The organism is Streptococcus sp. FSL R7-0212 (assembly GCF_038007985.1).
GTDB classification, from domain to species: domain Bacteria; phylum Bacillota; class Bacilli; order Lactobacillales; family Streptococcaceae; genus Streptococcus; species Streptococcus parauberis.
This window is the reverse complement of the sequence record NZ_JBBOYF010000001.1, coordinates 864,543-890,332: the sequence shown is the minus strand read 5'-3', so window position 1 is coordinate 890,332 and position 25,790 is coordinate 864,543. Positions and strand designations below refer to the sequence as shown.

Sequence of the window (25,790 nt, the reverse complement as noted above, 5' to 3'; positions counted from 1 at the left end):
CCCTCATTTCCATAGTTGCCACCATTTTTTAGATTCTGTTTTTACCGGCTCTTTTTCTTTTGCCTTGTTTCGTTCTTCTTCTGATAACTTCAATTGAGCTTTCAGTCGTTCAATTTCTTCCTGCGCCTCACCCCTTATCGACGAGCCATCTTTCATATCCTCCTGAGGCATTTTAAGAGCTTTCAATTCATTGATTTCTGATTTATACTCTTCTAGTAATTTTTTATCCTGTAAGGCTTGACGTTGTTGTTGGTCTAAAAGATTTTGCATATTACTTAATTGTTTAAATTGTTCATCTTTAGTGTTTTGTAAATCTTTTATCTGCTCTTTTTGATACTCAATTATATCTAGTATACCCGAATTGCTAGTTGATTTCATTGAAAAATATATAAGTCCTGCTATCCTAATCTTAAACCACTAAGAATTAGAAAGCGCACGACCTATATGACTTATAATAGCACACTTACAAAAGTTTTTGTTTATTTACTGACAACCTAGTACCTATTACAACTGGCGCCATTGGCAGCCCAGTCGACAAGAAAAACGTAGAGAATCCCTGAAACCTTATATTTTAGACGTTTGGAAAACCTTTAAATTTTATGGTTATCGTCCTATTACTGCTTATAGTCAACAAACCGACGGTCCGAAAGTATCTGAGTATATGACACTCAAATTGATGCGTGAATTAGGGATTAAATCCCGCATGCAAAAACGTTATCGCAAACCCAAAACTGTTGTGACGGTTGATCAAAAACCCAATCTGATTAGACACTTGCATGATTTGAGCGGTGTTTGGCAAACAGATATCACTTATATTCAGTTGACTAATCACAGATGGGTCTATTTAGCGACCGTTTTGGATCCTGAGAAGAGAAAAGTATTGGGCGATACAATGACAGCCGAGCTAGCCACAAGTGCCTTACAGATGGCGTTAGATAAGCATCGAAAGCCACTCATTATTCATTCAGATATGGGGTCACAATACACGAGTGCTGAGTTTAATATTAAATGCCAAAATTATGGCTTGAAACATTCATATTCACTCAAAGGCCATCCGTACGATAATGGCCGTATGGAAGCGTTTCATTCAATATTGAAGCGTGAAGAGGTGTATCTGAAGGCATACCAAACATTAACTGAAGTCCAAGCAGCCATTGGTTGGTATATCAATTTTTATAATCGAAATCGTATCTCAAATGTTGCCTAAGTAACTGAATAAAAATAGTCCAATTTATTGACTTCTGAGCAAAAAGGAAGAGATGAATTTTTAAATTATTTCATCTCTTCCTTTCCTGTGAAACTATTGTATTTTTACACGATAAGGTCATTCAATTATTTCATGTGCCAAACAACTGTTTATTTTGGCTCTAATTTCAATGTCATAGCATTGATGGCAACAATTACAGTCGAAAGTGACATCAAGACGGCACCGACTGCTGGACTTAATGTTATGCCAATTGGTGCTAGTATTCCTGCAGCTATTGGGATCGCGATAAAGTTATACCCTGCTCCCCAAACAAGATTTTCTTTCATCTTACGTGTGGTCTTCTGAGCCAACTCGATAAAGGATTCAATGTCGCCAGGGTCTGACTGTGTCAAGATGACATCGGCTGAATCCAATGCTACTTGAGTTCCGGCACCAACAGCTATACCAACGTCTGCTAATGCAAGAGAAGGTGCATCGTTGACCCCGTCACCGACCATGATAACTTTCTTTTCTTCTGCTTTAAGTTTTTCAACTAATTCATATTTGTCTTGAGGAGATTGATTAGCTAGATAATCAATACCTAAAATTTCTGCAGCTCCTTGAGCCGCTTTTTCATTGTCACCCGTTGCCATAATCGGCTGAATCTTGTTCTTTTTAAGGGCTTGTATTAAGGCTTTACTTGTCGGTTTTAATTCATCTCCTAAAGCTACAGCACCGATTGCTTCGTCGTTTTCTACTAAGACACTGAGGGTTGCTCCTTTTGGAATATCCATATCCAGATTACGTCCATATGCTTTTTGACTGATTAATTGATAACGATGTCCGTTAGCTTGACCTTCTACACCAGCGCCAGAAATAACATCAATCGAATCAAAACTTACTGGACGTATCCCTTGCTGTTCTGCGTAACTAATAATTGACTGAGCGATAGGGTGACTAGATCCACCTTCGATACCTGACAATAAGGCAACGATTTCATCTTTCGTATATTTATCATTAAAGAGTTCAACATCTAATACTTTAAACTCACCAGTTGTTAAAGTTCCAGTTTTATCTAAAACCATAACATCTGCGTTTGTAGTCAACTCCAAAGCGGACCGGTCCTTCACTAATAATCCCCGACTGGCCCCTAAGCTGGTACTACGAGCAGTCACCAATGGAATAGCCAGACCCAAGGCATGCGGACAAGCAATAACTAATGTGGTGACTGTAAAAATAACTGCCGTTGGTACATCAGCTATAACCATCCATATGACAAGGGCAATAAGAGCTACAATAACCGCAATATAAAAGAGCCATCCTGCAACTTTTTGTGCAAGATTTTCTGCTCGAGAAGGTTGGCTTTGAGCTTGACTGATTAATGTCTGAACCTGAGAAATGAAGGACTTATCGCCCGTCTGCTTTATTTCCACATAGAGGACTCCGCCACCATTGGTTGATCCACCGATGACCTCATCTCCAGGATTTTTTTCAATTGGTTTCGATTCCCCAGTCACAAGCGCTTCGTTTACACGTGATTCGCCACGCTGGATCGTTCCATCTGCTGGAACATTTTCTCCGGCTTGAACACGAATCAAATCACCTACTTGCAAGTCAGCAACTGGACGAGTCTCAATCGAATCGTCTTCTAAAACAACATGAGCGTCTTTCGGCACCAACTCAGCTAATGCTTTTTGCGCGTCCCCTGCTTCACCCAATGCCTTCATTTCAATCCAGTGTCCTAATAACATGATTAAAATTAACGTTGTAAACTCAAAGAAGAAGTCCATGACATGTTCTCCGGTCACATATCGAGCGGCCACTGCGTAAACACTATAGGCATAAGAAACCGTTATTCCCAAAGTAATCAAGGACATCATGCCTGGAGCTTTTGAATTAAACTCATCTTTCGCACCCATGAAGAATGGTTTTCCGCCAAAAATGTATAGAATTGTTGCCAATACAGCTGCTACAACGTCTGCATAAGGAAAGATAATTTGGAAAGGCAACTGAATATCCATCAAAGGAGTAATGAGTAAGATTGCAATTTCTAATGGGAGTGACTTCAAGAAAATATCCTTAAAGCTACCGTGATGGTGGTGGGCATGCCCTCCCATTGCGCCATGATCCATTTCACTGTGATCCATCGCACTATGATTCATCTTGCTGTGATCCATCTGACTATGTTCCATTTCATTATGGTCGTGTTTTGAGTGATCCATGTCGCCGTGATTATGATGACTATGTGACGAATGTTTTTTGTTATTCCTCATTTTTAATTTCTCCTTATTATATTAGAGACTGATTTTAAAGTTTTAGAACTTTCTCATCTAACACCGCATATAATTCTCATGAAAAGGGTTCTATACTTTATCTCTATCTACTATCTATGAATAAATGGTATCGTACATTATGCACTTAATACTGAATAGTTAGTTTCTGCTAAAGCAGCATTGAGCGTTTCGGTATCAATCTCTGTTTGACTTTCAAGTACTGCTTTTTTAGTCGCTTTTTCTACTGTCTGCGCACAAGACGCACAGGTCATACCTTCTATGGCAAACGATTTATTCTCCAATTTTTTCGCTCCTTATTCTCCATGATGATGTAAATGGCAATCGCATTGCCCTTCTGTACAATGACAATCCACTTCTTCTACTGCGAAAGCTTTTTTCATCTCTAATATTTCTTCTAGTCGCTGGATATCATCGAAGCTTAAGACATGATCTTCAATGATACTCCCTACTACATTCCCGACATTCTTTCGACAAATACGGTTGAAAATATCGTCTGTATAATTTCCTACGGCTTCTTTCTCTTCAATATTGGTAGTATAAATAAATTTTCTACCTTCTTGCTCTGTATTTAGTACGCCTTTTTCAACCAGTCGACCTAAGAGCGTTTTGATAGTGGCTTGTTTCCAGTCCATTTTTTCTTTCAATATGGAGATGACTTCTTTACTAGTCACTCGACCATTCACCCAGACTACACGCATAACTTCCCATTCAGCATCTGTGATATGAGGGTTAACTACTATTATACTCATTCTCTTTCCCTCCTTATTGTCTACATGCGTAAACGTAAGTGTTTGAGATAAGTTTACTATTGTAAACCATTCTTGTCAAGTCTTTTTTAAATAAATGTAACCAGCTTGTTTTTTAAATAAATGTAACCAGCTATTATTGCCTTTGTTTTCCTATCTTTACCCAATGATTGGGAGCCCATTAATCAGCAAGCTCACATCTCCACGATCTACTCTAGAGGAATCTGGGACCACTTGGTGAACTACCTCATAAGAAGAAGTTCCTCCTGAGATATCCTTTTTTCTAAAGGCTTCTAAAGTCACTTTTTTTCCATCTTCTCGCTCTAATAAAACTTGAGCCACCCCGTTTTCTCCTCTAAGCCATTGAGAAGCTAAAAAAGGCGTTCCGGTCAAACGTGAAAACTCGACTTTGACTTGCTTAAATTCTTTGTCCGTTAATAGTTGCTCTTCCAATACTGCTAAATTTATTCGGTTCAAATGGCCTCTAAAGTTTTGCCAAAGTGCTTCTTCCGACTTCAAGTCCGGACGATAAGTCCACTGATTTCTGATTTATACTCTTCTAGTACTTTTTTATCCTGTAAGGCTTGACGTTGTTGTTGGTCTAAAAGATTTTGCATATTACTTAATTGTTTAAATTGTTCATCTTTAGTGTTTTGTAAATCTTTTATCTGCTCTTTTTGATACTCAATTATATCTAGTATACCGAATTGCTAGTTGATTTCATTGAAAAATATATAAGTCGTGCTATCCTAATCTTAAACCACTAAGAATTAGAAAGCGCACGACCTATATGACTTATAATAGCACACTTACAAAAGTTTTTGTTTATTTACTGACAAGCATTGAAGCGAATCCATTTTGGCAGATACTGTTTTCGAAAACCCATATGTTAAAGGCCTACTGTATGGAGTAGTTCACCCAAATATTAGTAAAACACTTAACAAATCTTCCGAAGATCAGGTTGCCTCAAAAATAAAGAACTGCATTTCAAGTGTAATATCTAATAATGATTTAAAAATTGAATCTAGCGATATTAAAGTTGATAAAGTTGATGATGGTTATCAAGTATTATTGGATAGCTCAAAACTATTTATGATTTTTAAGAATGATGAATCATGGCTTTTAAAAACAAGACAATTAATTAGATGAAGACAAAGTTTAAACTCAAAAGTGGCCAATAGGGTATACCCTATTGGACTTATAATTAATTTTTAAGACTCCTTTTTAGCTTGCCAATTAATCTAAATGAAATATTCGTATAATTTTGTTTTATCTTCTTTAGAAGATAAAACAAAATTGCTTAAATTCCTCTCTAACTTTAAAATAAATTCTTGTGTTTGTTTGATACCGAGATAATCTGTAAAATTAACATTTATGATAATCTCTGGAACAGGAATAGTTGGGTAAATTTCAGAAAAGTAATATCCAAGAATCGCAACTATATCTTTTTGGAAAAAAATATCATCTGTTTTTTTTGGAAAAAGATAAGGTATTGTTGTAACATATTTTTCATTCTTGAAAGAAAATTTATTTATAGAATTACCAACTCTATATAATAGCCCAAGTTCATATTTTTCAGAATTACCATTACCTATTTGTGAAAATTTTAAATCATTATTCCCAAGCTGACTTTTTTCTACAATTTCAGAATAATTTTGAATATAAGAATAGTAGACTATATCAGTTATTGGAGTAATTCCTAAATTCGCAATAGGTATACTTAATTCTGAAAATTTGGATTTAATATCCTTAAGTTCAATTCCTTCATCAGATAAGTCAAAACCTTGTTTATAACCTTCAATAGACTCTTGAATCGCTCCTATACGCAGAACAGGTTCTTTTTCTTTAAGTTCCCTCTCCTTTAGTTTTTTTTCAGAATGTCTTACAACTAAAAATGCTCCAATTACTCCTAAAAAAGCTCCTCCAAAATCAATTAAATCACCTAAAGTAAATTCTGGACTGAAGGTAATTATTAAAAATACCAAACTTAATTTCATTTTATCTCCTTAATCATTTTTATTATAGCAAAAATAAAATCAATAACTAAAAAGATCTGAATTACTTTTCTACTTCATTACTTTCCTTATTTCGTGTTAAAGTTCTATTATATTCTCTAGCTTTGGAATTTTTCTCGATTTTTTCATATTGAGTAAAGTCTTTAATAATTTTATCAAATGTTTCTTTTAACCCTTTTTTCTCGATAGAAACTTCAATTACTTGTTTTTCAATTTCTTTAATATCCATGTTTGGTGATACAGATAATTCTTTTAAAACTGCTTCTGCAACCTCTATATCAATTGGATCATTAGAGTTATAATCTTCCAAAGCTGAAGCAATCTTATGAAGTAGTTCAATTTTTTCATCAAGTTTATTTAAGGATTCTTTTGTCTCTTCAATCTGTGCCAGAAAACGACTTTTTAATTCCAAAAATTGATCAGAATCAGAAATATTATGACTGACTAAATAATTATACTCTCGAACCAATAAATCTAATTTTGAAATATTAGGATTCTTTTTAAAAATGTATTCACCACTTTCTGCAGCTAGTTGATTAATTAAAATCGCTCCTTTCATAAATTTGTTACTAGAAGAATTATCAGGATTTATGAAGTAAAAGAAATCTGATTTTTTGATAAAAATATCAAAACTACCATCTTCTACCTGATCAACTAACCGACTTGGAATTTTTACCGTTCCTTCATTTGCAATACCATATTGCATTTTAAGGTAAAGACCAGTTTCAGTTTTAGCTTCTACCTGCCAGGGTTCTATTTTGACTCTAATTTCAAAATCATCAGCTTTCTCTTTTTGTAATTTTTCATACTCCATTTTTATTTCAGAGAGTGAATAAACCACTTCATTTTTGGCAATTTGTTTTTTAATCTGTTTTAAAGAATAACGACCTTTTTTTGATAGACTACTATCCCTTGTGTTTCTTTTTTGTTCCCTATCAAGTAATTTATATTTAGCATATTTTCCCGAAAAATCTGTTGATACATTTAACACTTTTGCTTTTCCCTGAAAGTCTTTTAAACTAGTTGAATGTTTTAAAAGAAATTCTAAACGTGACTTAATTTCAAGTTTGAAAATATTTTCTTTTTGGTATGCAGAATACTCTTTATGACCAAATTTATTTCTTTGTTCAATTATTTTTGCACCTTCAATATCTGCATACTTGTCAGAAATATGTTCCAACGCTTTTTTAGTTCCTTTCTGCCACCTCAACTTATTTAACGTCACAGAATTTGTAGAATTGATATAAATATGATTATGAAGATGTCCCTTATCTAAGTGAGTAGCAATAACAAATTGATGACTACCTCCTGTTAATTCTAAGGCAGTTTTTCGTCCTATCTCATGAACTTGTTCAGGAGTTAAATTATCATCAGGATCAAATGATTGAATAATATGGTGAGCAAGAACATCGTTTTTTTGTAACTCTTCGTTATTAGATGGTCGACCTTTTTCTAAATTTGCTAAATGTTTTAATTGTCTAAATTCTAAATCAGCAGATTCAACATCTACAATTAAATGTCCTGAAATAAGTTGAGAAACAACTTGCCCATCTACCACCTTAACTGGGAAATTTAAGTTAGAATCAACTAACTCTGTTCCTATCGTTTTTGCTCCATCTTCGATATATTTTATTCCTGCTGTCAATTTATTAACTGATTTTATTTGTTTTACTTTTGTAACAACCAAATTTCAACCTCTTCTATCCCTACTTTGTTTTTCAAAAATAGTTATTTCTTTATCAAAATTATCATCTATTAATTGTTTTACAGACACTAGAGCATCTTGTAAAATTTGATAATTTTCCAAAGTAAATTCTTCAGTTGTGTTAACAAATTTTGCAAGTTGATTAATGTTAGTACCAATACGATTTATTTCAGTTCTAAGTTTAATAAGTTCAGAATAATCAACCATCACTATTTCTCCCGTCAATAACATGTAACGAGCATAAGTATTAAAATTTTTAAAGTGATGATTAGCCATTCTTCTTTTTATTAATTCATTTTCTTCAGGAGTTACTCTTATTTTTTTTTGAATTTCACGATATCGTTTTTCTTTTATCATATTAATATCCTTTCTCAATTTTCTTGACAAATTAAGTAACCCCAGTTAGACTTTTCAAACTGGCAAGCATAGCACTTGGGTACCCAATCGCTGTTTTAAAAGATTGACCAACCCTAATTTCTGACAAGTCAGGCATATTAGGGTTGGTCAATCTTTGAAAGTTTTGGGGAAATCCCCAAGCCCCTATTTAGTCCTTCCGACTTTAATTTACTTCAACTTGTTGAAGTAAATCTTCTTTTAAGGAGTGATAATCTTCATCTGATAATGAATCTAGGTAAGAGATAGTTTCTTCATATTCCTTTGCTAATTCTCTATCCACTTCTTCCAACTCTTCAGCATCTTCATCAAGAATAGCAATAGCTTTTCTACGCTTTGCATCTATAAATATTTCATTTCTACTATAGCCTCCATTGTCATAATGAAATAAATTTAATAGTAATGTTGTTTCAATTGTTTCATTCATTTTTAGTCCTCTTTCTGTTTTCTTCTATTCATAAAACCAGCTGAAAGTTGAGCGACAATATCCTTTACAGGCTCATCTCGTAGTCGCTCTTGCTCTCTTTTTTTGATGTTTCTTTCGCCTGCTCTTTCTCTTCAATTTTGATAACTTTTTTAGTCTCCTTATTTTTTATACGGGCTAATTTTTCTTGAAAGCCATCTTTTGTTATTTCTTTACTTTGATATTTTTCAAGTACACTATCTATTTTTGTAATTAGACTATCAGCCTCTTTTTGGACTATTTTTATTTGTCCTTCTAAGTCTGTTAAACCTTCTTTATCTTGTGACCAAGTAGCAAGATAACCAAAACTGTATTCACTTGTATCCATACCATAATGACTGGCAACTACAAATGCAACTGACTCAGCTTGCAACTCTTTTGTACTTCTAGACAATGGTTGTTCAATCATTTTATCTAAAGTATGTAATTCAGAATGTGCCATTTCATGAAAAAGTGTTTTTAGTGTTTGTTGTTCTGACATACCTTTTAAAATTGAAATGGAATTTGTTTGCCTTGAATAAGTACCATGTGCCCCATTTAGATCATCTGCAAATTCTACCGCAACTCCATTTGCTTCAGAAACTTCTTTTGCAGATTTATAGAGGTTACCATAATCTTGATATGTACCTTCAAGATCATAAATAGGTTTTGCTAATTCTTTGCCATCTGTTTGAGAAACATCAAAAACTGGAATAAGTTTAAAAAATGTTTTTGTCTTTTCTTTTCCTACTTTATCAAGAAGAACTTTTCCAGTTTCAGGATCCTTTTGTTTAACAGTAACTGGAGCAAAAATACGCATTGATTTTTCGCCTTTATTTACACTTCTATCAAAATCTTCTTTCCATTTTTTAAATGAAGCAACATATGAAGCATTTGGTTTTTGTGCTAATATCAGCTGGATATTTCTTGGGGAATAATGATGAAATTTACTTAAAGCAGTCAGATATTCTTTATAGACATCTGACTTGAAATAATCTTTGACACCTTCTTTTAAGAGTTGTGATAGACCCTTACTATCTTTCTCTTGTATCATTTCAGAAACTGTTTTTGATACCTCTGAAGGAATTTTAGATTCAGGTTGACTTTGCTCTGCTTGTAAAGGATTGGAGCCAAAACTTACTTCTTCGTGATCTGATTTTCCATCTCCATCACTGTCAGCACTATATGGATTGGTTCCCAAATTTCTTTCTACTTCATCAAGAATCCCATCTCCATCTGAGTCACGTTCATGTTCTTCTTTTTGAGCTTCAGCAATACTTATTGCTTCATTATACTCTTCATTGTTAGTCATTTTTATTTCTCCATGTTCTCTATTTTGCAATTGCTTCACAGCTTCAAACATCTGTTTCCCATCATCTTTAACAAAATTATTATTTACTGACAATATTTTTAGAATATTATCTTTTTCAAGAAAAACACCCAAAATCACTTTCTCTTGATTGAGTGAATCAAGTTCAATATTTAAAGTCGTATTTGGTTTTAACAATGTTGCGGGAAAAGAAGATTCCTCATCTGTTCTAAAAGCTAGCATAATATCTTTATCATCTGATCGTATTGCTTTTTGAACATCTAAGCGCCCCATTTTTTCAACTGAAGTTAAATCATCAAAAACAAATGAATCTGTTTCAAATATTTCAGGTAATAAAGGTAAGAGTTTGATTTTATCCTTAAAACCATTGCTAATGGTTAAGTTAGGATATGTACCTCTACCTGAAGCAATATCATCAATAAAAGTTTCTGAAAGTGATATAACATGCTCAGCATAAACTGGTGCCATTCCTGTAAGATGCATCCAATGGCGTTTTTCAAAGTTAACCTGGAGCATCTTGACATCTTCTTGATCCTGGTAAAAATAGGTTACCCTGCTATTTGCAATTTCATTCTTATACCACATGGCCGAGTTTTGAATATCTTCAGCATAACGATTTAAATAGCGAACATCTCTTTCGATAATAGGTCTCATCCTAGAACTATGACTTGACTTAATTGACCTTTCAATGTTAAAATACAAGTGAACATTGGCAGGAAAATCAGGTTGAGTTTGAATTAACTCTTCAGGCTGTGGTGCTGTCCTCGAAGGTTCGCCTTCTAAATAACCGGAATCGCGATTGAATAGTTCGCCCCCAATGTTATTAGATAGCTCTTGACTTCGGTTAAGGGCTTTTTCTTTTTCCCTTTTTAAGTAGTCATTCCAATCTATCTTATCGGCACCTTCAGGAAGCGGTGGTAAGTCCACTACTAGGTTAATTTTTTTTGATTCTAAACGATCAACAAAAGTTTTTCCTGCCTGGTCATTATCTACTGCTAAAGTAATCAAGTCATGATATTTTTCATCCCTTAAAAAATTAGTTACTTGTGATGTGTGCGCTAAAAATGTTGGATAATTTTTAGCCTCGACTTTTTGCTTTAGAACACCCATTTCAAATAGAAGGTCTCCAACGTGTCGACTGACAGTTGACTCTTTTAGCCCATCCATAGCAACCAATCGCACATCTTGAAGAGAATCTTTATGTAATTCATAATAGCTCATCAAATCAATAGGTGCTTCAGCAAATACTAACCGTTTAGGCTCACCAATATCAACGTGCATACCTGTCATACCGTCTGAAGCCCTCATAATTTGCTTTAAACGACCTCTTGAATAAAGCTCTTTGTTTTCTCTTATTCCTTGAAGTGATGCTCCCACAACCTCATTTTGACGGTCTAAGCTCTTAAATACTATGACTGGTTCAAATATATCGCCACTCTTCTTTGTTGCTTGAGAGAGAACCCCTTTTTCCAAAAAGAAGTCAATAGTTTCTTCTGAAAGTTGACGTTCTTGTTTTAAATACTGCCTAGCTTCCGAAAAATCTGTTTCATAAGGCTGAAGATAATAAGAAAATGGTTCTCTTACTACTTCTTTTTCAAGATCAACAGCTTCAAAATTGCCTTCTTCCAAAAAGTGTTTTGCTTCTTTAAAGCTAATAGGTTGTCCTGTTTGTTCTTCTCTGATTAGTTGAACCATTGAAAAAACATCTCCACCTTTAGAACGTGAGAACCAATTAAAGTAGTTATCTCTTGTATTAATAACAAAAGAGTCATGCTCTTTCCAAGAATAAGTATGACTGCCAGTCCTAACTAGTTCCATTCCTAAACTTTCAGCTACTCCCAATATAGAAAGCTGTTTTAGTTCTTCAATTTTTGCCATATATTACTACTCCTATAATCAATTACCAACTTTGCTAACAATTAAATAACTTGTAAATTAACAATATCAATACGTAAAATATTGTTAAATTACCAATTAATAAAACTAATAAAAATGACCTCATTCTGGGGTCATTTTTATGTTTAGGAAAAAAATATTGCTCTATTTTATTATAAATCTTAGATATAATGCTTATATCTAATGTTAGAAAAAATAAACCAATAACAAAAATAATCGTAGTGGTTATTGCTATAATTCCCATTTTAATTTTCCCTTTCTAATTGTGCTGAGATTGCCTTTTTTGTTTGCTCAATAAACCAGTCCTTTGACCGTTTCCCTTGACCGACTAATTGGAGAGCTGTTTCCCACTTTCCAGTTGTTTCAGGGTTTGTGTACATAACCTCAAGATTATCCAAGAATAAAACCAACACTTTCCCACGATCAGTTGGAAAAAGTTGTCCTGTTTTCTTATCCCGAGTGATATAATCACGATCAATAATATTTTTAATAATACCAGCTCTTGTTGCAGGAGTTCCTAAATTGTACTTTGGTAATACGTCATCCAATAAGCTACTTTCTGTCAAACGTGCTGGTGGTTTGGTTTTATCTTCTTTAAGATTTGCTTGAGTTGGCATTTGCGAACCTTGCTGATACGGAGGCAATACCGCATCTTTATTTTCTTTTTCAGCAAGTTTTGTCCACCCTTCACTTGTCATTACATTCCCTTTTGCAACAAATTCTTGACCGTTATTTTCAAGTACTACTTGTGTTGCTTGATAACGATAATCAGACGCAAACATTAAAATTGTCCTTTTTAGAATCTCAAAATAAACAGTTTTTTCATCCCCTTTTAAATTGGCAACTTCAGTTATGTTTTCAGTTGGTATGATCGCATAGTGTTCCATTTGTTTATCTTGGACAAACTTCTTACGTGGAGTTAAGTTAGGTAATTCTTCAGATATATTCAACAAGCTTTTATAGTCTTCTAAATGCTTGATAAGGTAATCAAATTCATTAGGAGTAATTAACTTATGATCTGTTCGAGGGTAAGACGTTACTCCTTTTTGGTACAAAGATTGAGTCAACTCTAAAGTATAAGTAGAGTCAAAATGATACTTTTTACTCATTTCCGATTGAAGACTTGTTAAATGATATAAATTTGGGGCTACCACAGCCTTATTTTCGCTTTGTACGGCTCTGACAACAGAATACCCATCCAGTGATTTTAAAACGCTCTGAGCGTCTTCTATGGTCGTATATTTAGCTTTGTTTTTGAAAACTGTTCCTGATTCATCTTCTATTTCAATTTTCCAATAAGGCTCCGATTCAAATTGTTCAATAGAAAGATCATTTTCAACAATTAGGGAAACAATCGGAGTTTGTACTCGTCCAACGGACATCTTTTTATCTTTTTCACCAATAAATCCCATCTCTCCTAATTTTATTGAAGTCCATGGACTTAAATTAAAACCTACCAACCAATCAGCTTTTGCACGTGCTTCAGCCTCTTCAGCATATTGAGCAGTTTCTTGACCAGGCCTTAATTGTTTAAAGGCCTTCACTATTCCTGATTCTGTGAGAGAATTTACCCATAACCGATATTTTATTTTTTTAAGTCCATTTGGGATAAGTCTCAAAATAAGGTAAGCAATAGCTTCCCCTTCTCGGTCAGCATCCGTTCCAATGATAATAGCATCAGCATTTTTAACTTCACTTTTGATTAGACTAAATTGTTTTTTCTTATCGGTTTTAACTTCATATTCAAATTTCTCAGGAAAAGCAGGTAAATTTTTTATATTCCAATTTTCATAGTTTTGATAAGGATTTTTTATTTCAACTAAATGACCAACAGCTGACACAACAGAAACTTGGCCATCTATTAAGTCTGTTTCAACTCGCCATACTCCTTTTTCATTCTTTGCTTTTCCAAGAGCATTAGCATATTTTTTAGCCTGATCAGGCTTCTCAGCAAGTATTAAATATTTCATGTTATCACATCCTTTCTAATCTTTATTTTTTTTTAATTATTCCTTAGTCCTCATAAATTAATTGATCAATATATTTTTGGAGATAAATAAGCTCTTCCTTCGACTCCTTTATTGGATAAACTTCAACTGTTTCTTGATATGTTTTTTAATATATTAATTGTCAAATTAAGTTAGACAATTCCTCTTTGCATATGTGACTCAAGAATACTTCTATTGGTGTTTTATAGTTTAATGATTTTCGAGGGATATTATTTCTTTTCGATGCAATAGATTGGATAAAAGATTCATCAACTTCGTTGAAATCCATTTGCTTTGGTAAACCATCTTTACGTAATAAACCATTAGAGTTTTCATTTAACCCTCTTTGTGATGGTGTACCAGGATCTGCAAAATAGATATCAATATCATTTATATTACTGATTGATTTCCAATTTGAAAATTCCTTTCCACAATCAAAAGTCATTGATTTGAATAGATGCTTAGGTACAGATTGCATCCATTGGTTCAAACGATTTTCAATATCTATAGCTCGTCTGCCTTCTGGCTGAAGAGTGATGATTACTTTAGATAATCGCTCAACGAGGGTAATAACAGCACTTTTGTGCTTTTTACCCACAATAGTATCCCCTTCAAGGTGGCCAAATTCTTGATTGAATTTAGAATAATCATTTCCTCTGTCACGAAGTGATCGACGAAAAGATTGTTTTCCCCGAGTTTCTTTGTGTCCGTTGGCTTTACGTTTTCCTTTCATAGGTAGGTGAGTCACTTCAAATACGCCTTGTTTAAACATACGATAAAGTGTACGCATAGAACAAGAAATAGAAAACTCTGCACGGCCAACAATCACATCAGGTGTCCAACCTTGAACAACCCTCTTTTGAATATATTCTGTTTGTTCATCTGATAAGACAATAGGACGTCTGCCACAGCGAGTTTTATTCTTCTTGTATTGATTGAAATAATCTAGAGCATTGTGCCCTGTTTTGAAAAATTGGTAAACTTTATGAATCGTTTGTCTAGATCTATTCAATAGTACTGCGGTTTTGGCTACAGATTGATGATTATTATAATACGCCTCTATCATTGCAAGTTCATTTGATGTAAGATGGGTATAGGTCATTTGTCTTCACTCCTTATAATTCTTTTGCGGGAACTATCTTGAGTGTAGCACAAATGACTTTTTTATTTGTCTAGCTTAATTTTACAATCGGCGTTATGTAAATAACTGAGGAGCAATTAATTTAAAATTTTGTAAATCTATTGTTTTTATAAGTGTTGAAACAAAGTAATTAAGTACCTCACCTTGGGAGCTATTTTCATCAAGGTCATAATTTAAAGCAAAACTTTTCAATGCATCTGCCATTGTTTCTATTTCAATTTTGGCAAAGACGGTATCAAAATAACCGACTCCGATTTTTTCATGTGTTGTTATCATTTTTTCACCTAACAAAAAAGAGTTAGTTTCCTCACTCTTTCTTTCTATTTTTTTATTTATGTCACTTCCCGACTATTTAACTGGTAGACTTATTTCCAATACCTTTGATGCTGTTGTATGAACTAATCTATCATGATTAACATTAGCATCCCAATCATCCATATTTGACATTGACCTAATATATCGATACCATTTGCCATCATCAGGGCTATTTGATAATTCTTTTGCACGAGGATGCTGAAGAACATTAGTTTTGTTATCTCTGAAGACATTTTGCTTAGAAATAAATACCAATGCTTCGTCTACACCGATACGTGCAATCTCATCAGGGGTTAAGAGGTCACGTGAAGCTGTCTGTATTGATAAACTACTTGATCCCTGTGTTCCTCTTGTTAGAGAACGATTTTTTATATTGATAGTTTGTTTACCACTCCTCATTGAGAAATAACTCATGGTTTCTTTATCATTAGTACCTAAATACAACAATGTTGCACAGTTATTAAAAATAGTCTCCCATTCATCTTTATAAAGAGCTTTAAGCTGACTAATTGCTTGAATAATAATATCAATTGAAATTTCACGTGATCTAACTGAAGAAAGTGTTTCTGTAAAGTTTGGAAAACGTCCAAAGTTAGCAAATTCATCAAGAATTAGTCTGATATGAAGTAGATCCCCAGGATCACATGTTTTATGATTTCCTTGGAGAATTTCATCAGCAGTTTGAGGTAATTGTCGAAACATCATAGTAAACATAGTTGTTGCAATAAAATTATAGGACTTATCTGTTTCAGGAATAGCAATAAATACCGCAGTTTTTTCTGTTTGCCACTTCTCCATTTCCATAGAGTCTCTTGCAATTAAATTTCTAACCGCATCATGATCAAATACTGCAAAACGTGAAGAAGCCACGGATAAAACAGAAGTCATTGTTTTTCCTTCAAAATTTGAATTAAATAATTCCCATTGTCTACAAGCATAGTTTCCTTCAAGTTCTTCTTCAAGTTCAGAAAACAGTATTTCAACAGGACTAGGAGTATCCTCATCTTCACGCTTAATATTACGTAATAAATCAGCAACTTGGGCTATATTTGGTTCATATTTTCCAAGTACTTTCCCATCAAAATAGAGATAGCCAATTAAAGATCTCATTAGTAGCATCTCTGCTTGATTCCAAAAATCCTCACCACTATTATCTGAACGTTTAGTACCAGCTATGATTGCTTCAGCAACTCTATCAATATCCAATTCACTATGCATATAATGAAAAACATTAAATTGATTTGAATTAGAAAGATTTACCAGGTCAAATACTTTTATTTTATAGCCATAATCTTCAAGCATCTTACCAGTTTCACGAACTAGTAAACCTTTAGGATCAGTAATAACAAACGAGCTATTCATTTGCATTAAATTAGGTTTTACAAAGGTAAATGTTTTACCGTCACCAGGAAGACCGACTGTTAGGGTATTCTTATTCAGTTGTTTATTAAAGGGTAACCGTTTATTGAATAGCCCCATTCTTCCATTTTGACTAAAAATCATATCATTTTCAGGTTCTTTATCTCTAAATGTTGCTAACTCCTTTACAGTTGCATACCTAGCAGAACCATATTCTTCACCATAACGATATTTTCCTTTATCATGAACACGAAGATAAAACAACATAATAATTAGAAATGCAATAGCACCTCCATATAAACTAGCTGTCGTAAATTGCAAGTCAACTAATGCTTTACTTGACCAATGATCGTACATCCAATTAAAAGATTGACTATCAAACATTGTAACTTCAGTACTTTTTGGTGCAATAGAATAAAGTTTAAACAACCAATGAGTAACATAGAAGGCTATCAATCCAAATAATAAATATGGTAAAAATTTTCTTTTCTTTTGTTCAGTAACCATCTATAATTCTTTCTCTCCTTTCGCCTTGATTTTTGTTCCTTTTTCTTTAACTTTTGATTTCTTTGCGATTTCAGATTTTACTTGCTTTTTATAGTATGTAAGTTTCTCTTTGACAGACATGTTTTTGGGAGTTTTAACTAAACGTTCTTGAAGCTTTTGGGATTTTTGGGAGTCCGTTAAATCATTGATTACACCTTTGAAACTAGCTTCTAGAGCTTTAATGTTTTTAGCATCAATGGCGATAATACTTGTACCATCTCCATTATCTTTTATTGAAAATCCTATATCGTACCCCTTCAGATACTCAGTGAGTCTTTCACTATTGACTTCACTTGTCATAAATGTTTCAAAATGTTTTGTTTCTCTCGTTTCAAGAAACTTATTCCAGTTGACTTCTCCACTATAAGTTTTACTCTCACGAAAATTTTTTAACTGTAAAGCCGAGTGTTCCATTGCATAATACATTGACTTTAGAACAAGTTCACCAGTCAATTTATAAACATCAGCAATTTTAATACCAATACGTTCTTGATCCATATGTTCTCCTCGAAATTGATTTAAATAAAAATAAAAGACCACAGTTTGTGGCCTTATTACTATTAATATTTTTATTTTAGTTCTTTTTTACTTTTAAACGCAAGAACCATACTTGCAAAAGCTGACAGTAAACCAAGAATTTTAAAGATAGTATTTTTACTATCACCCGTATGAGGTAAAGTTACTAATTTATTGTCTTTTGTCTTAACTGTATAAGTATTATCACTGTTTTCTTTAGCTCCTAATTCAGTTAAAGTCTTACTAGAACCGTCTGATAACGTTGCAACACCATTTGTAATACCTGTAATAACTTTATTATTCCCAAGATCTACAGGTGCCTCAGGTGTAGGGGTCATAATTGGTGAAGTTGGTGTATTAGAACTTGTACCTGGTATTGTTCCAGGATTTGGAGTATTAGTATCTGTACCTGGTGTTGGAGTGCTAGTGTCTGTGCCCGGTGTTGGAGTGCTAGTGTCTGTGCCTGGTGTTGGAGTGCTAGTATCTGTGCCTGGTGTTGGAGTGCTAGTGTCTGTGCCTGGTGTTGGAGTGCTAGTATCTGTGCCTGGTGTTGGAGTGCTAGTATCTGTGCCTGGTGTTGGAGTGCTAGTATCTGTGCCTGGTGTTGGAGTGCTAGTATCTGTTCCTGGTGTTACTACACCAGTACCAGGTTGAGTTGTTCCTGCTGTAACATCAGCAGATACAGTTGTTCCTCCTAAAAGGATTGTTGCAATGGCAATAGAGCTAATTAATAGTGATTTTTTCATGATTTTTCCTTTTCTTTTTTTAAAAATTTTAAATTATGGATATTGAGTCTCTTTTGGTTGCTTAACAACTTCAAATCCGTAACGACTAGATGGAGCCTTTTTAACAATAATAGTAAGCCTTTTTGTTCTCACCTCGTCTTTCTCTTTAAGTGCGATAACATAAGTCAATGCTTGTTTTTTGTCTTCTCTTTTACTAACCTTTTCTAATAAAACAGATTGTAGTGTCGCTTCCTGTACAGAAAAATTATTTGAAGAAATAAAATCCTTTAAATGACTATCACTTCCTGAAAAGTAATTAGGTAAAAAATAGCGACAAAAGACATCACTTTCACCTGATTCTATTCTGTTAGAAGACTGAATTGTCTTAACTAATGAATGATTAGTAGCTTCAATCTTATGTGCATGGTTCAGTACTAGAGAAAAACTAAGAATAGAGAAGACTAGACTGAGCAAAGTTAGACAAAGTATCAACAGTTTAGATACAGAAAAACTTTCTTTATTAGTTAAGGCCTGATTTTTTGATGTACTATTTTTTTTACTATTATTTTCTTGCAAAGATACATTTTCAGGTGCTGACAATGGCCTTGTAAGGCTTTGTTTCTTCCTTGGTAAGGACTTTTGTTCTTCAAGGCTGTTTTCCAGCTTCTTTTTTTGAATTAAAGAGAATTTCTTTTTTTCTTTCTTTAAGCCAAAATTTGATAATGCTTCTTCTACTATCTCCTGAAGGGGGAGAGTAACGCTTGAAGTGTCTAAAACAGCCCCTTCATCAGATAGCTGTTCTAATAAGAGAATTATCTCTTCACCTCGATCAGCACTCCAAACTGATTTTTCATTAATAGCAGACAAAACATCATCCCTATTGTTAAAGTTTTCTTGAACTCGAGTATGAATATTAGTTATCCGAAACATGTGCATCATCTCCATTCTCAGAAGAACCTACCTGAGGATCATGTTCAGATTTTGCATATTCCTCAAGTTCTTCAAAACTTTTTCCAGTTTCAGATAATAAAGCAACAATTAAATCAGATTTCACTTCTGTTAGATCTTTAATAGTCTCTTTTTCTTTCTGAATAAAAATAGCTTTCTGCTTTTGAATTTTTTTCAAAGCATGTTCCAGCTTATCTTTCTTTTTATAAAGTTGTTGACTTGTATTTTTTCTAGTGACCATTCTTTCTCTCCTTTTCGGTGTCTAGTTAAGGGTTACTACTAGCTTTTGTTGAGTCTTTTATTTCTTGACTAGTTTCGGTTTCAGTTGACGAACTGCTATCTAAGGTGCCATAATCTCCAGTTGAATCTGTAAGAATAATTGATTCCACCTTATTTACTTTCAATTTACCCTTTTCATCGACATATGTTAGACGTTGAGTAGCCTTATTCATAACATCTTTTTGTGCAGTTTTATAATTTTTCTTTTCATCAAGCTGAGTATTTACATAGTCCACTTGTACAATAACTTGTTTATGAGCTTCGTCAATATAAATTTCAGCATCTTTAAATTCAAAATCCACTACAAATCCTTTGTAAGTTTGACTTTGAGGTTCATTTTCCATTGAAACAGTTTGATTATAAAGAGCATCAGTCATATATTCCTTATACCTTTGTCTGTTTTCACCAAGATCTTTTTTTGTATAATAATTTAACAAAAAACTTTTTACTTGTTTTTGTGTAATAATACTTTTTGAATTTGTTGAAGTAGACTTCTCTGTTTTCGCCTTATTAGCATTATTTGAAGTACCTTGGCCAATGCCGACACCAATTGTACAAGCCAATATAACTACTAATACATAACCTACAATTTTTAAAATTTTTATTTTTTGAGTATCAAACATAAATCTCCGTCCTTTTTTATTTTGGTGGTATTGCAAACGTGTAGCAAGTTGCATTTGTTTTAACGCCCCAATGTATTCTATTCTGCACACCATTATAGTTACATTCAGAAATTAGAAATGTTCCATCAGGGTTAACGTACTCAACATATGAAACATGACCATATATTGCATAGGTGCCATCAAAGCCACCCGTTGTTGAACAAACAGCACCAGCAACTGGTTTATTACTAAATTTCCAGCCTTTAAGTACAAGTCCTCTAACCCAATCTTGACCATTTCCCAGGTAGTTATAATGTGGTGAGCCAGCTTCAACAAGACGATTATAAACATACCACGTACATTGACCAGGGGGATATGTATTCCCTGCTAAAGAGCTAGAGACAGTAGCTGATGATGGGAATGTTTTTAGCTTATTTCTATAAGATTCAGGGAAATCAAAAGAACTTTGAAGGGTTTTACTTCCACCTTTTGCCCCTCCTGAAGTTGGATGTTTAAGGTAGTTTAATACTTGTTGAGCATTATTTACACGTTCTTTAGTTTTATCCCGTTGATTACCTTCCCAACGACTCGCAAACTTCACCGCTAAAGTAGAAACATCTTCATTTGAGTGAAGGATTTCTTTTAAAGTCGTTATGTAATACGGACTATCTCCATTTAACATAAAGTCCAATTGAAGCTCTAGGTCATACCATTTTTTATTTTTCGATTTTGCAAACTTAAGTAGCATGGTATGTCTTGTCGCTCCATCTGCTGTATCAGTCCATTGACCTAGACCAAGCCCTCTATGAAGGATATTTCCATAACTACCATTATAGATACTAGGACCACCCATTGCTAGCCAAGCCTCATCATCCCATGATGAAGCTGAAGCACCAACAGGTGGACTTAGATAATCTCCCTCAGCACGTTTAGGGTTAATAGAACTTTCAGTCCAAAAACTACCTAATGCTGAAGCAACTCCATTTTGTGTGACTTTAGGATCTTGCTTTTTTAAAAAATTATAGATGGAAGTAATTTTTTTGGCCATATCTCCTTCAATTGACATATCCGTCATAACAGATGTTGTTTGACTATATTCAACTTTAGGAAGATAAAAGCCAACATTTACCCAAGCCCACTTATTCTGTTTTTTATCTTTTAGTTTTTGATAGTAAATTTCTTGGCCTTTTCCAGAACCTACCGCTCCTATCTCTAACCCACTTTTAACAGTATCTCCATTTTTAACTCTTAGACGGTTTACATTTTTATAAGTGAATTCAGCTGTCTTTGCTTTAATAATGACGTCCGAGTTCTTAATAACAATTTTACCTTCCATAACAGCATAAAGAGGTGAACCCTTGTCTGCCTTTAAAATAGACCCATTGTAAAGTTTCGTTTTTGAAGTATAACCAAACCTTTTAGTTACGGTTAAAGGTTCTATTGTATCATCATCAGGTTTGTTAGTGAGAGGATTTTCCAGCTCGTTATAGGAGATATAATAACCTAGTTCTTTTCCCTGCTCTAAAACCTCTTCATATTCCCTCTGATCATCCTTATTAAGTTTTAAATACTTATTATTAGTAGAAGTATAAATATCTGCCATTGTCTTCAGATTATCTTTATCTCCATTTAAATCACTCCAAAGTGTTGTTAAAAGCTCTTTATAGGAATGTTTAAACTGATACCATTTTTTATCTTTTGAATCGTAATTGCTATTCAAAGTATAGTCTTCATGTTTATAGCCCATAAACGTCATGATACTATCAATATCAGTCCAATAATCAACTTCACTAGTTGATTTTTCTCGATCAATCTTTGAAAGATAAGTCCAAGAGTCAGTAAGGTCAAATTCATCTTGAGAAACGGTTGACCCACCACCACCTGATACAACACCTAATAGTGCAACTATGATGAAGCCAATCAGAATAATTAAATACGCTTTAGCTGAGAGTGGATTCTTCAAGATTGCTAAAATAGGTTTACTCATTTTTGAAGTAACATTTTTAACAGCTTTTGCACTTTTTCCGACTTTAGAGCTATTAATTTTTGCACGTGACTTTTGGTATTTATTTTTAAATTTTGTTTCCCATCGATCAGGAACAGCCGTCCGAGTAAAACCTCGACCTTTTAGGAGATTGTAAGCTTTATTTCCAACGTGATAAGTTGCTTTACCAGTATTACTTCCAATTTTAAAAGAATACCGACCAATCTTTTTGGCTTGTTGAACCTCCGCATTTACCCGTCTTAACTTCTGTCTAGCATTTGATATCCCCTCAAGTCCATCATCTTCTTGAAAAGCCGAGTCAATAGCAGATGATACTTGATAATGGCTTGCTCTAGCTATTTTTTGAACCCCAGTACCACCGTTTTTTTGGATTACTCCTTTCTTTTTTTCCTGAGTAGTTTTGATATTATCTTTTAAACTTTTAACTTCCTTACTGTATGCCTCCTTACGTGCCTCGTGCTTTTTACCCAAATAACGCTTTTCAGCATCCGTACTTGTTTTTAGTAGCTTCTGATCATTTTTTTCAGCAATTTTATAGTTTTGTTTTGCTGTCCGTAGTTCAGACTTAGCTTCTTGGTGATCATGCAAGGCATTTTGAAGGTCTTGTCTTGTTTGTTTAGACAACAAAACACCTCCTTTTATGCATCAGTAGCAACAAGTTCAAATAACCTTGTTTGCTTAGGAATTGGATTTTCAAAAGGCACAACAACTTGACCCGCAACAATTAACCCTGTACCTTTTGTTTTTGGTTTTTCAATATACCTGGTTAAAGTTGGCGTAAGTGTTATAGCTTTAGAAAGAGCTAGTAAGTCTGATTTTTTATGTTTCAACAAAATCATAAATTCACTATTTGAGACTAACTTTCTACCTTCTTCTTTGTTCATTAGTGTTTCAATATTTTGAGTGATAGCTGTAGCAATCGCACCATATTTGCGGACACGTGAATAAAGTTCTGTGAAGAAAATAGCTTGAGCTTCTTCTTTGAAGAAAAGTTGTACTTCATCAAAATAGATTCTTGTTGTCACCTTACCTTGAGACGAAACAACTTGATTCCATATATAATCTTGAATTACCATCATTGCAAATGGTTTAAGCTTACCTGTTAGTCGCTTAAGATTAAAGATTACAAAACGGTCTGTGATATCAACATTTGTTTCATGTGCAAAAACGTCCTGAGAACCTTTTGCATAGATTTCCGATTTTAGAGCTAACTCTTGTGCTTCAGGTTCTTCTTGCTCTTCAAGAATATCATGCCAATCACGAAGGGTAGGAACTCTACCTAACTTTGAAAATCTCCTATAAGTCTCACGGGTCACACGGTCAATGATAGTGTACTGGACATCTCCAATTTCATCCAAAATGGATTCAAATAAACCCATTAAAAGGTTGGATTTATCTCCAATTGGATCACTGTCTTCATCTTTTAGCTGACTCATGTCAGGTAAATCCATCAAGTTAAGGTGGGAACTAGAACCAATAAAGATATCAACTAGTTGAGCTTTAAATTCTCGCCCAATATCTGAATATTCGTCTTCGGGATCCACAATTATAATTCTGTCTTCAATATTCTTTAAATACGTTGGAATTATCTCCATCGTCTTAACTGTTACTGACTTACCTGATCCTGAACTACCTAAAACAACTCCTGAACCTGTGTTTAAATCTGCTTTACGATCAAGCGTAATAACATTATTAGATAACTGATTTTGTCCATAATATAGAGCATTTGGGCTATCTGATTTCAAATCAACATTTGTGAAGGGGACTTGAGTTGCTAGATTAGCGGTTGTCATATCTCTTACAAAACGTCTCTTTACATTCAAAAAAGTGTGACCAATTGGGAGAATCGTATTGAGTCCTTCTTCTTGATGATAATAACAATCTTCAAATTCAATACCATTTTTTCTTGAAGCTGTTTGGATTTTATCAGTAAAACTGGCAAGCTCTTCTTCATCTTTTGCCTTAAAATAAATAGCAATGATCCCAATGAATGCCTTTTGGTCATTTTCATCAATTTCTTGTTTCCAACGTTTAGTAGATTCTGAGATTTCTCTTGAACGACCACTTACTGCTAAATCTTGATCAATCCCTTCTTGTGCGCCCGATCTTTGAGCTTTAACCATTTCTGCTTTAATAGTCGTATCAGCATTGTTAATTTTTTTCATGAACTGTGAAGGCTCATAAGGTTCAGCTTGAACTGAAATTGCCAATTCTACTCCAATATCCGTTAAGCTTTTAATCAGCTTATCCGTTAAAAATGTTGGATAGTTTTTGGCATACATAACCTTAGCTACCTGGTCATTAATTCTAAATCGATTTTCTAAGAAATGGATACGATTAGGAGCAATAAAATCTTTTGAGTGTAATTCTGACAAGGCAATATCCCTGTAAGTGTATGATAACCTTCTCTTACCTTGTAAAAGCTCTATGAAGAGATCTAATCGTTCTTTTCCGTCTAACTCCTCAAAGCCAATATCCATTTGAGAGTATTGGTTTTCTAATGCACTTCCTAACTCACTCAAGTTAGAGTCTGCTTGTCCACGATTGTAAGCATCTGTTTTTAAAGTAACAAACTTTTCTACCTGAAAAATTTTAGAATCACTCGAAAAACGACTCTCTATGATGTCATTGTATTCATTTCTAAATTTATCAAATTCATCATGTTCTTGAGTAAACTTAATATTTTCAATAGCATTATCATCAATCCTACGATTAATTACTAGTAACTGGTAAACACTTCCAGCATCCAATGAGTTCAACGCTTCAGCATGTGTATCAATAACATCAATTTTTTCATCTTGACTTGAAGACACATAGGCAACATCACCTAAACGATATGTTCTTGACCATTCATTTTTAGCAATGTGCATCAGACCATTTTCAAATAAACTATTATATTTGATTGTGTTTTGTGTTGAAGCTCTTAGTGAACGTTTCAGTCTAGCTTTACGTTCTTTTTCAGCTTTAGTTAGCTTCTTTGGTTTTTTTCCAATTTTTAAAATCATCTTTTGTAAAAACATCTCCTTCCATAAATTCTGTTACATAACCTCTTTTTTGAACTTTAAGGTTAAAAATCACTTTCTCTTTAACAGCTTCATCAAAGCCCATTCCGTAAATAATAAATGGAGGCGCAATGATTAATGCCACTAAATACATAAAAATTTCAGAGAGTCCAAGTAAAGAAATTGAGACCGTAAAAGAAACAACAATCATCATTCCAATAATCATGACTAAGATTCTCTTGGTCATTCCAAATGCAACTGGTCTTTCATAGTTATCAAACTGCTTTAAAAACTCACTTCCTAATTTATTCATATTTCCTCTTTCTAACCAAAATAAAAACACCTTGCAAAAGCAAA

22 protein-coding genes and 2 pseudogenes are annotated in these 25,790 nt (G+C 33.8%); 2 read left to right on the top strand and 22 right to left on the bottom strand.

Annotated features, from left to right (window positions below):
* Positions 1 to 3 precede the first annotated feature (3 nt).
* Positions 4 to 378 (bottom strand): hypothetical protein, encoded by a 375-nt coding sequence (locus MKY69_RS04610; protein WP_004234218.1) that lies wholly within the window; start codon positions 376 to 378, stop codon positions 4 to 6.
* A gap of 127 nt (positions 379 to 505) precedes the next feature.
* On the opposite strand from MKY69_RS04610, the pseudogene MKY69_RS04605 reads away from it, so the two are divergent.
* A pseudogene (locus tag MKY69_RS04605) lies at positions 506 to 1,207 on the top strand (IS3 family transposase); the annotation flags it as partial.
* 149 nt (positions 1,208 to 1,356) lie between these two features.
* Here the strand turns inward: MKY69_RS04605 and tcrB are convergent.
* From tcrB to MKY69_RS04585, 4 genes and pseudogenes are all read right to left on the bottom strand, one after another.
* Positions 1,357 to 3,459 (bottom strand): copper-translocating P-type ATPase TcrB, encoded by a 2,103-nt coding sequence (gene tcrB / locus MKY69_RS04600; RefSeq protein WP_340791070.1) that lies wholly within the window; start codon positions 3,457 to 3,459, stop codon positions 1,357 to 1,359.
* A gap of 137 nt (positions 3,460 to 3,596) precedes the next feature.
* The gene (locus tag MKY69_RS04595; protein ID WP_142377571.1) at positions 3,597 to 3,731 is read right to left on the bottom strand and encodes a heavy-metal-associated domain-containing protein; all 135 of its coding nucleotides are present in this window, start codon (positions 3,729 to 3,731) and stop codon (positions 3,597 to 3,599) included.
* Positions 3,732 to 3,773: 42 nt separating this feature from the next.
* Positions 3,774 to 4,229 (bottom strand): CopY/TcrY family copper transport repressor, encoded by a 456-nt coding sequence (locus MKY69_RS04590; protein WP_004234223.1) that lies wholly within the window; start codon positions 4,227 to 4,229, stop codon positions 3,774 to 3,776.
* A 162-nt stretch (positions 4,230 to 4,391) separates the two neighbouring features.
* Positions 4,392 to 4,775 (bottom strand): annotated as a pseudogene (locus MKY69_RS04585) (type I restriction endonuclease); the annotation flags it as partial.
* A 309-nt stretch (positions 4,776 to 5,084) separates the two neighbouring features.
* Here MKY69_RS04585 and MKY69_RS04580 point away from each other — a divergent pair.
* On the top strand, positions 5,085 to 5,375 hold the full coding sequence (locus tag MKY69_RS04580; RefSeq protein WP_340791068.1) for a hypothetical protein: 291 nt from the start codon (positions 5,085 to 5,087) through the stop codon (positions 5,373 to 5,375).
* A 92-nt stretch (positions 5,376 to 5,467) separates the two neighbouring features.
* Here the strand turns inward: MKY69_RS04580 and MKY69_RS04575 are convergent, their stop codons facing one another.
* From MKY69_RS04575 to MKY69_RS04495, 17 genes are all read right to left on the bottom strand, one after another.
* Positions 5,468 to 6,223: a hypothetical protein gene (locus tag MKY69_RS04575; protein ID WP_340791067.1), complete on the bottom strand. Its 756-nt coding sequence runs from the start codon at positions 6,221 to 6,223 to the stop codon at positions 5,468 to 5,470.
* A 61-nt stretch (positions 6,224 to 6,284) separates the two neighbouring features.
* A complete protein-coding gene (locus tag MKY69_RS04570; RefSeq protein WP_340791066.1) occupies positions 6,285 to 7,928 on the bottom strand; it encodes a helical hairpin domain-containing protein in 1,644 nt (547 codons plus the stop codon).
* A gap of 3 nt (positions 7,929 to 7,931) precedes the next feature.
* On the bottom strand, positions 7,932 to 8,303 hold the full coding sequence (locus tag MKY69_RS04565) for a plasmid mobilization protein (protein ID WP_340791065.1): 372 nt from the start codon (positions 8,301 to 8,303) through the stop codon (positions 7,932 to 7,934).
* Between the two features lie 202 nt (positions 8,304 to 8,505).
* Positions 8,506 to 8,766, bottom strand: a complete 261-nt coding sequence (locus MKY69_RS04560; protein WP_267257355.1) for a transcriptional regulator — start codon at positions 8,764 to 8,766, stop codon at positions 8,506 to 8,508.
* A 64-nt stretch (positions 8,767 to 8,830) separates the two neighbouring features.
* Positions 8,831 to 11,989 (bottom strand): PBECR4 domain-containing protein, encoded by a 3,159-nt coding sequence (locus tag MKY69_RS04555; RefSeq protein WP_099567796.1) that lies wholly within the window; start codon positions 11,987 to 11,989, stop codon positions 8,831 to 8,833.
* A gap of 263 nt (positions 11,990 to 12,252) precedes the next feature.
* On the bottom strand, positions 12,253 to 13,977 hold the full coding sequence (locus MKY69_RS04550) for a DNA topoisomerase (RefSeq protein WP_340791063.1): 1,725 nt from the start codon (positions 13,975 to 13,977) through the stop codon (positions 12,253 to 12,255).
* 160 nt (positions 13,978 to 14,137) lie between these two features.
* On the bottom strand, positions 14,138 to 15,097 hold the full coding sequence (locus MKY69_RS04545) for an IS30-like element IS1062 family transposase (RefSeq protein WP_002360751.1): 960 nt from the start codon (positions 15,095 to 15,097) through the stop codon (positions 14,138 to 14,140).
* 93 nt (positions 15,098 to 15,190) lie between these two features.
* Positions 15,191 to 15,412: a hypothetical protein gene (locus tag MKY69_RS04540; protein ID WP_340791062.1), complete on the bottom strand. Its 222-nt coding sequence runs from the start codon at positions 15,410 to 15,412 to the stop codon at positions 15,191 to 15,193.
* A 72-nt stretch (positions 15,413 to 15,484) separates the two neighbouring features.
* On the bottom strand, positions 15,485 to 17,317 hold the full coding sequence (locus MKY69_RS04535) for a VirD4-like conjugal transfer protein, CD1115 family (RefSeq protein WP_340791060.1): 1,833 nt from the start codon (positions 17,315 to 17,317) through the stop codon (positions 15,485 to 15,487).
* On the bottom strand, positions 17,318 to 17,854 hold the full coding sequence (locus tag MKY69_RS04530) for a hypothetical protein (RefSeq protein WP_099567799.1): 537 nt from the start codon (positions 17,852 to 17,854) through the stop codon (positions 17,318 to 17,320). It lies immediately after the preceding gene.
* A gap of 71 nt (positions 17,855 to 17,925) precedes the next feature.
* Positions 17,926 to 18,618 carry an LPXTG cell wall anchor domain-containing protein gene (locus tag MKY69_RS04525; RefSeq protein WP_340791059.1) on the bottom strand — a complete coding sequence of 231 codons (693 nt, stop codon included), beginning with the start codon at positions 18,616 to 18,618 and terminating at the stop codon, positions 17,926 to 17,928.
* A 33-nt stretch (positions 18,619 to 18,651) separates the two neighbouring features.
* Positions 18,652 to 19,464, bottom strand: a complete 813-nt coding sequence (locus tag MKY69_RS04520; protein ID WP_257616443.1) for a hypothetical protein — start codon at positions 19,462 to 19,464, stop codon at positions 18,652 to 18,654.
* A gap of 46 nt (positions 19,465 to 19,510) precedes the next feature.
* Positions 19,511 to 19,786, bottom strand: coding sequence for a hypothetical protein (locus tag MKY69_RS04515; RefSeq protein ID WP_076751667.1), 276 nt, complete (start codon positions 19,784 to 19,786; stop codon positions 19,511 to 19,513).
* Positions 19,787 to 19,811: 25 nt separating this feature from the next.
* Positions 19,812 to 20,447, bottom strand: coding sequence for a hypothetical protein (locus tag MKY69_RS04510; protein ID WP_099567800.1), 636 nt, complete (start codon positions 20,445 to 20,447; stop codon positions 19,812 to 19,814).
* Positions 20,448 to 20,463: 16 nt separating this feature from the next.
* Entirely contained in the window at positions 20,464 to 23,055 is a 2,592-nt protein-coding gene (locus MKY69_RS04505) for a phage tail tip lysozyme (protein ID WP_340791058.1), read from the bottom strand.
* A 14-nt stretch (positions 23,056 to 23,069) separates the two neighbouring features.
* On the bottom strand, positions 23,070 to 25,436 hold the full coding sequence (locus MKY69_RS04500) for a VirB4-like conjugal transfer ATPase, CD1110 family (protein WP_340791057.1): 2,367 nt from the start codon (positions 25,434 to 25,436) through the stop codon (positions 23,070 to 23,072).
* Positions 25,396 to 25,746 carry a PrgI family protein gene (locus MKY69_RS04495; protein ID WP_230625293.1) on the bottom strand — a complete coding sequence of 117 codons (351 nt, stop codon included), beginning with the start codon at positions 25,744 to 25,746 and terminating at the stop codon, positions 25,396 to 25,398. The genes MKY69_RS04500 and MKY69_RS04495 overlap by 41 nt, the downstream gene beginning before the upstream one ends.
* Positions 25,747 to 25,790: the final 44 nt, after the last annotated feature.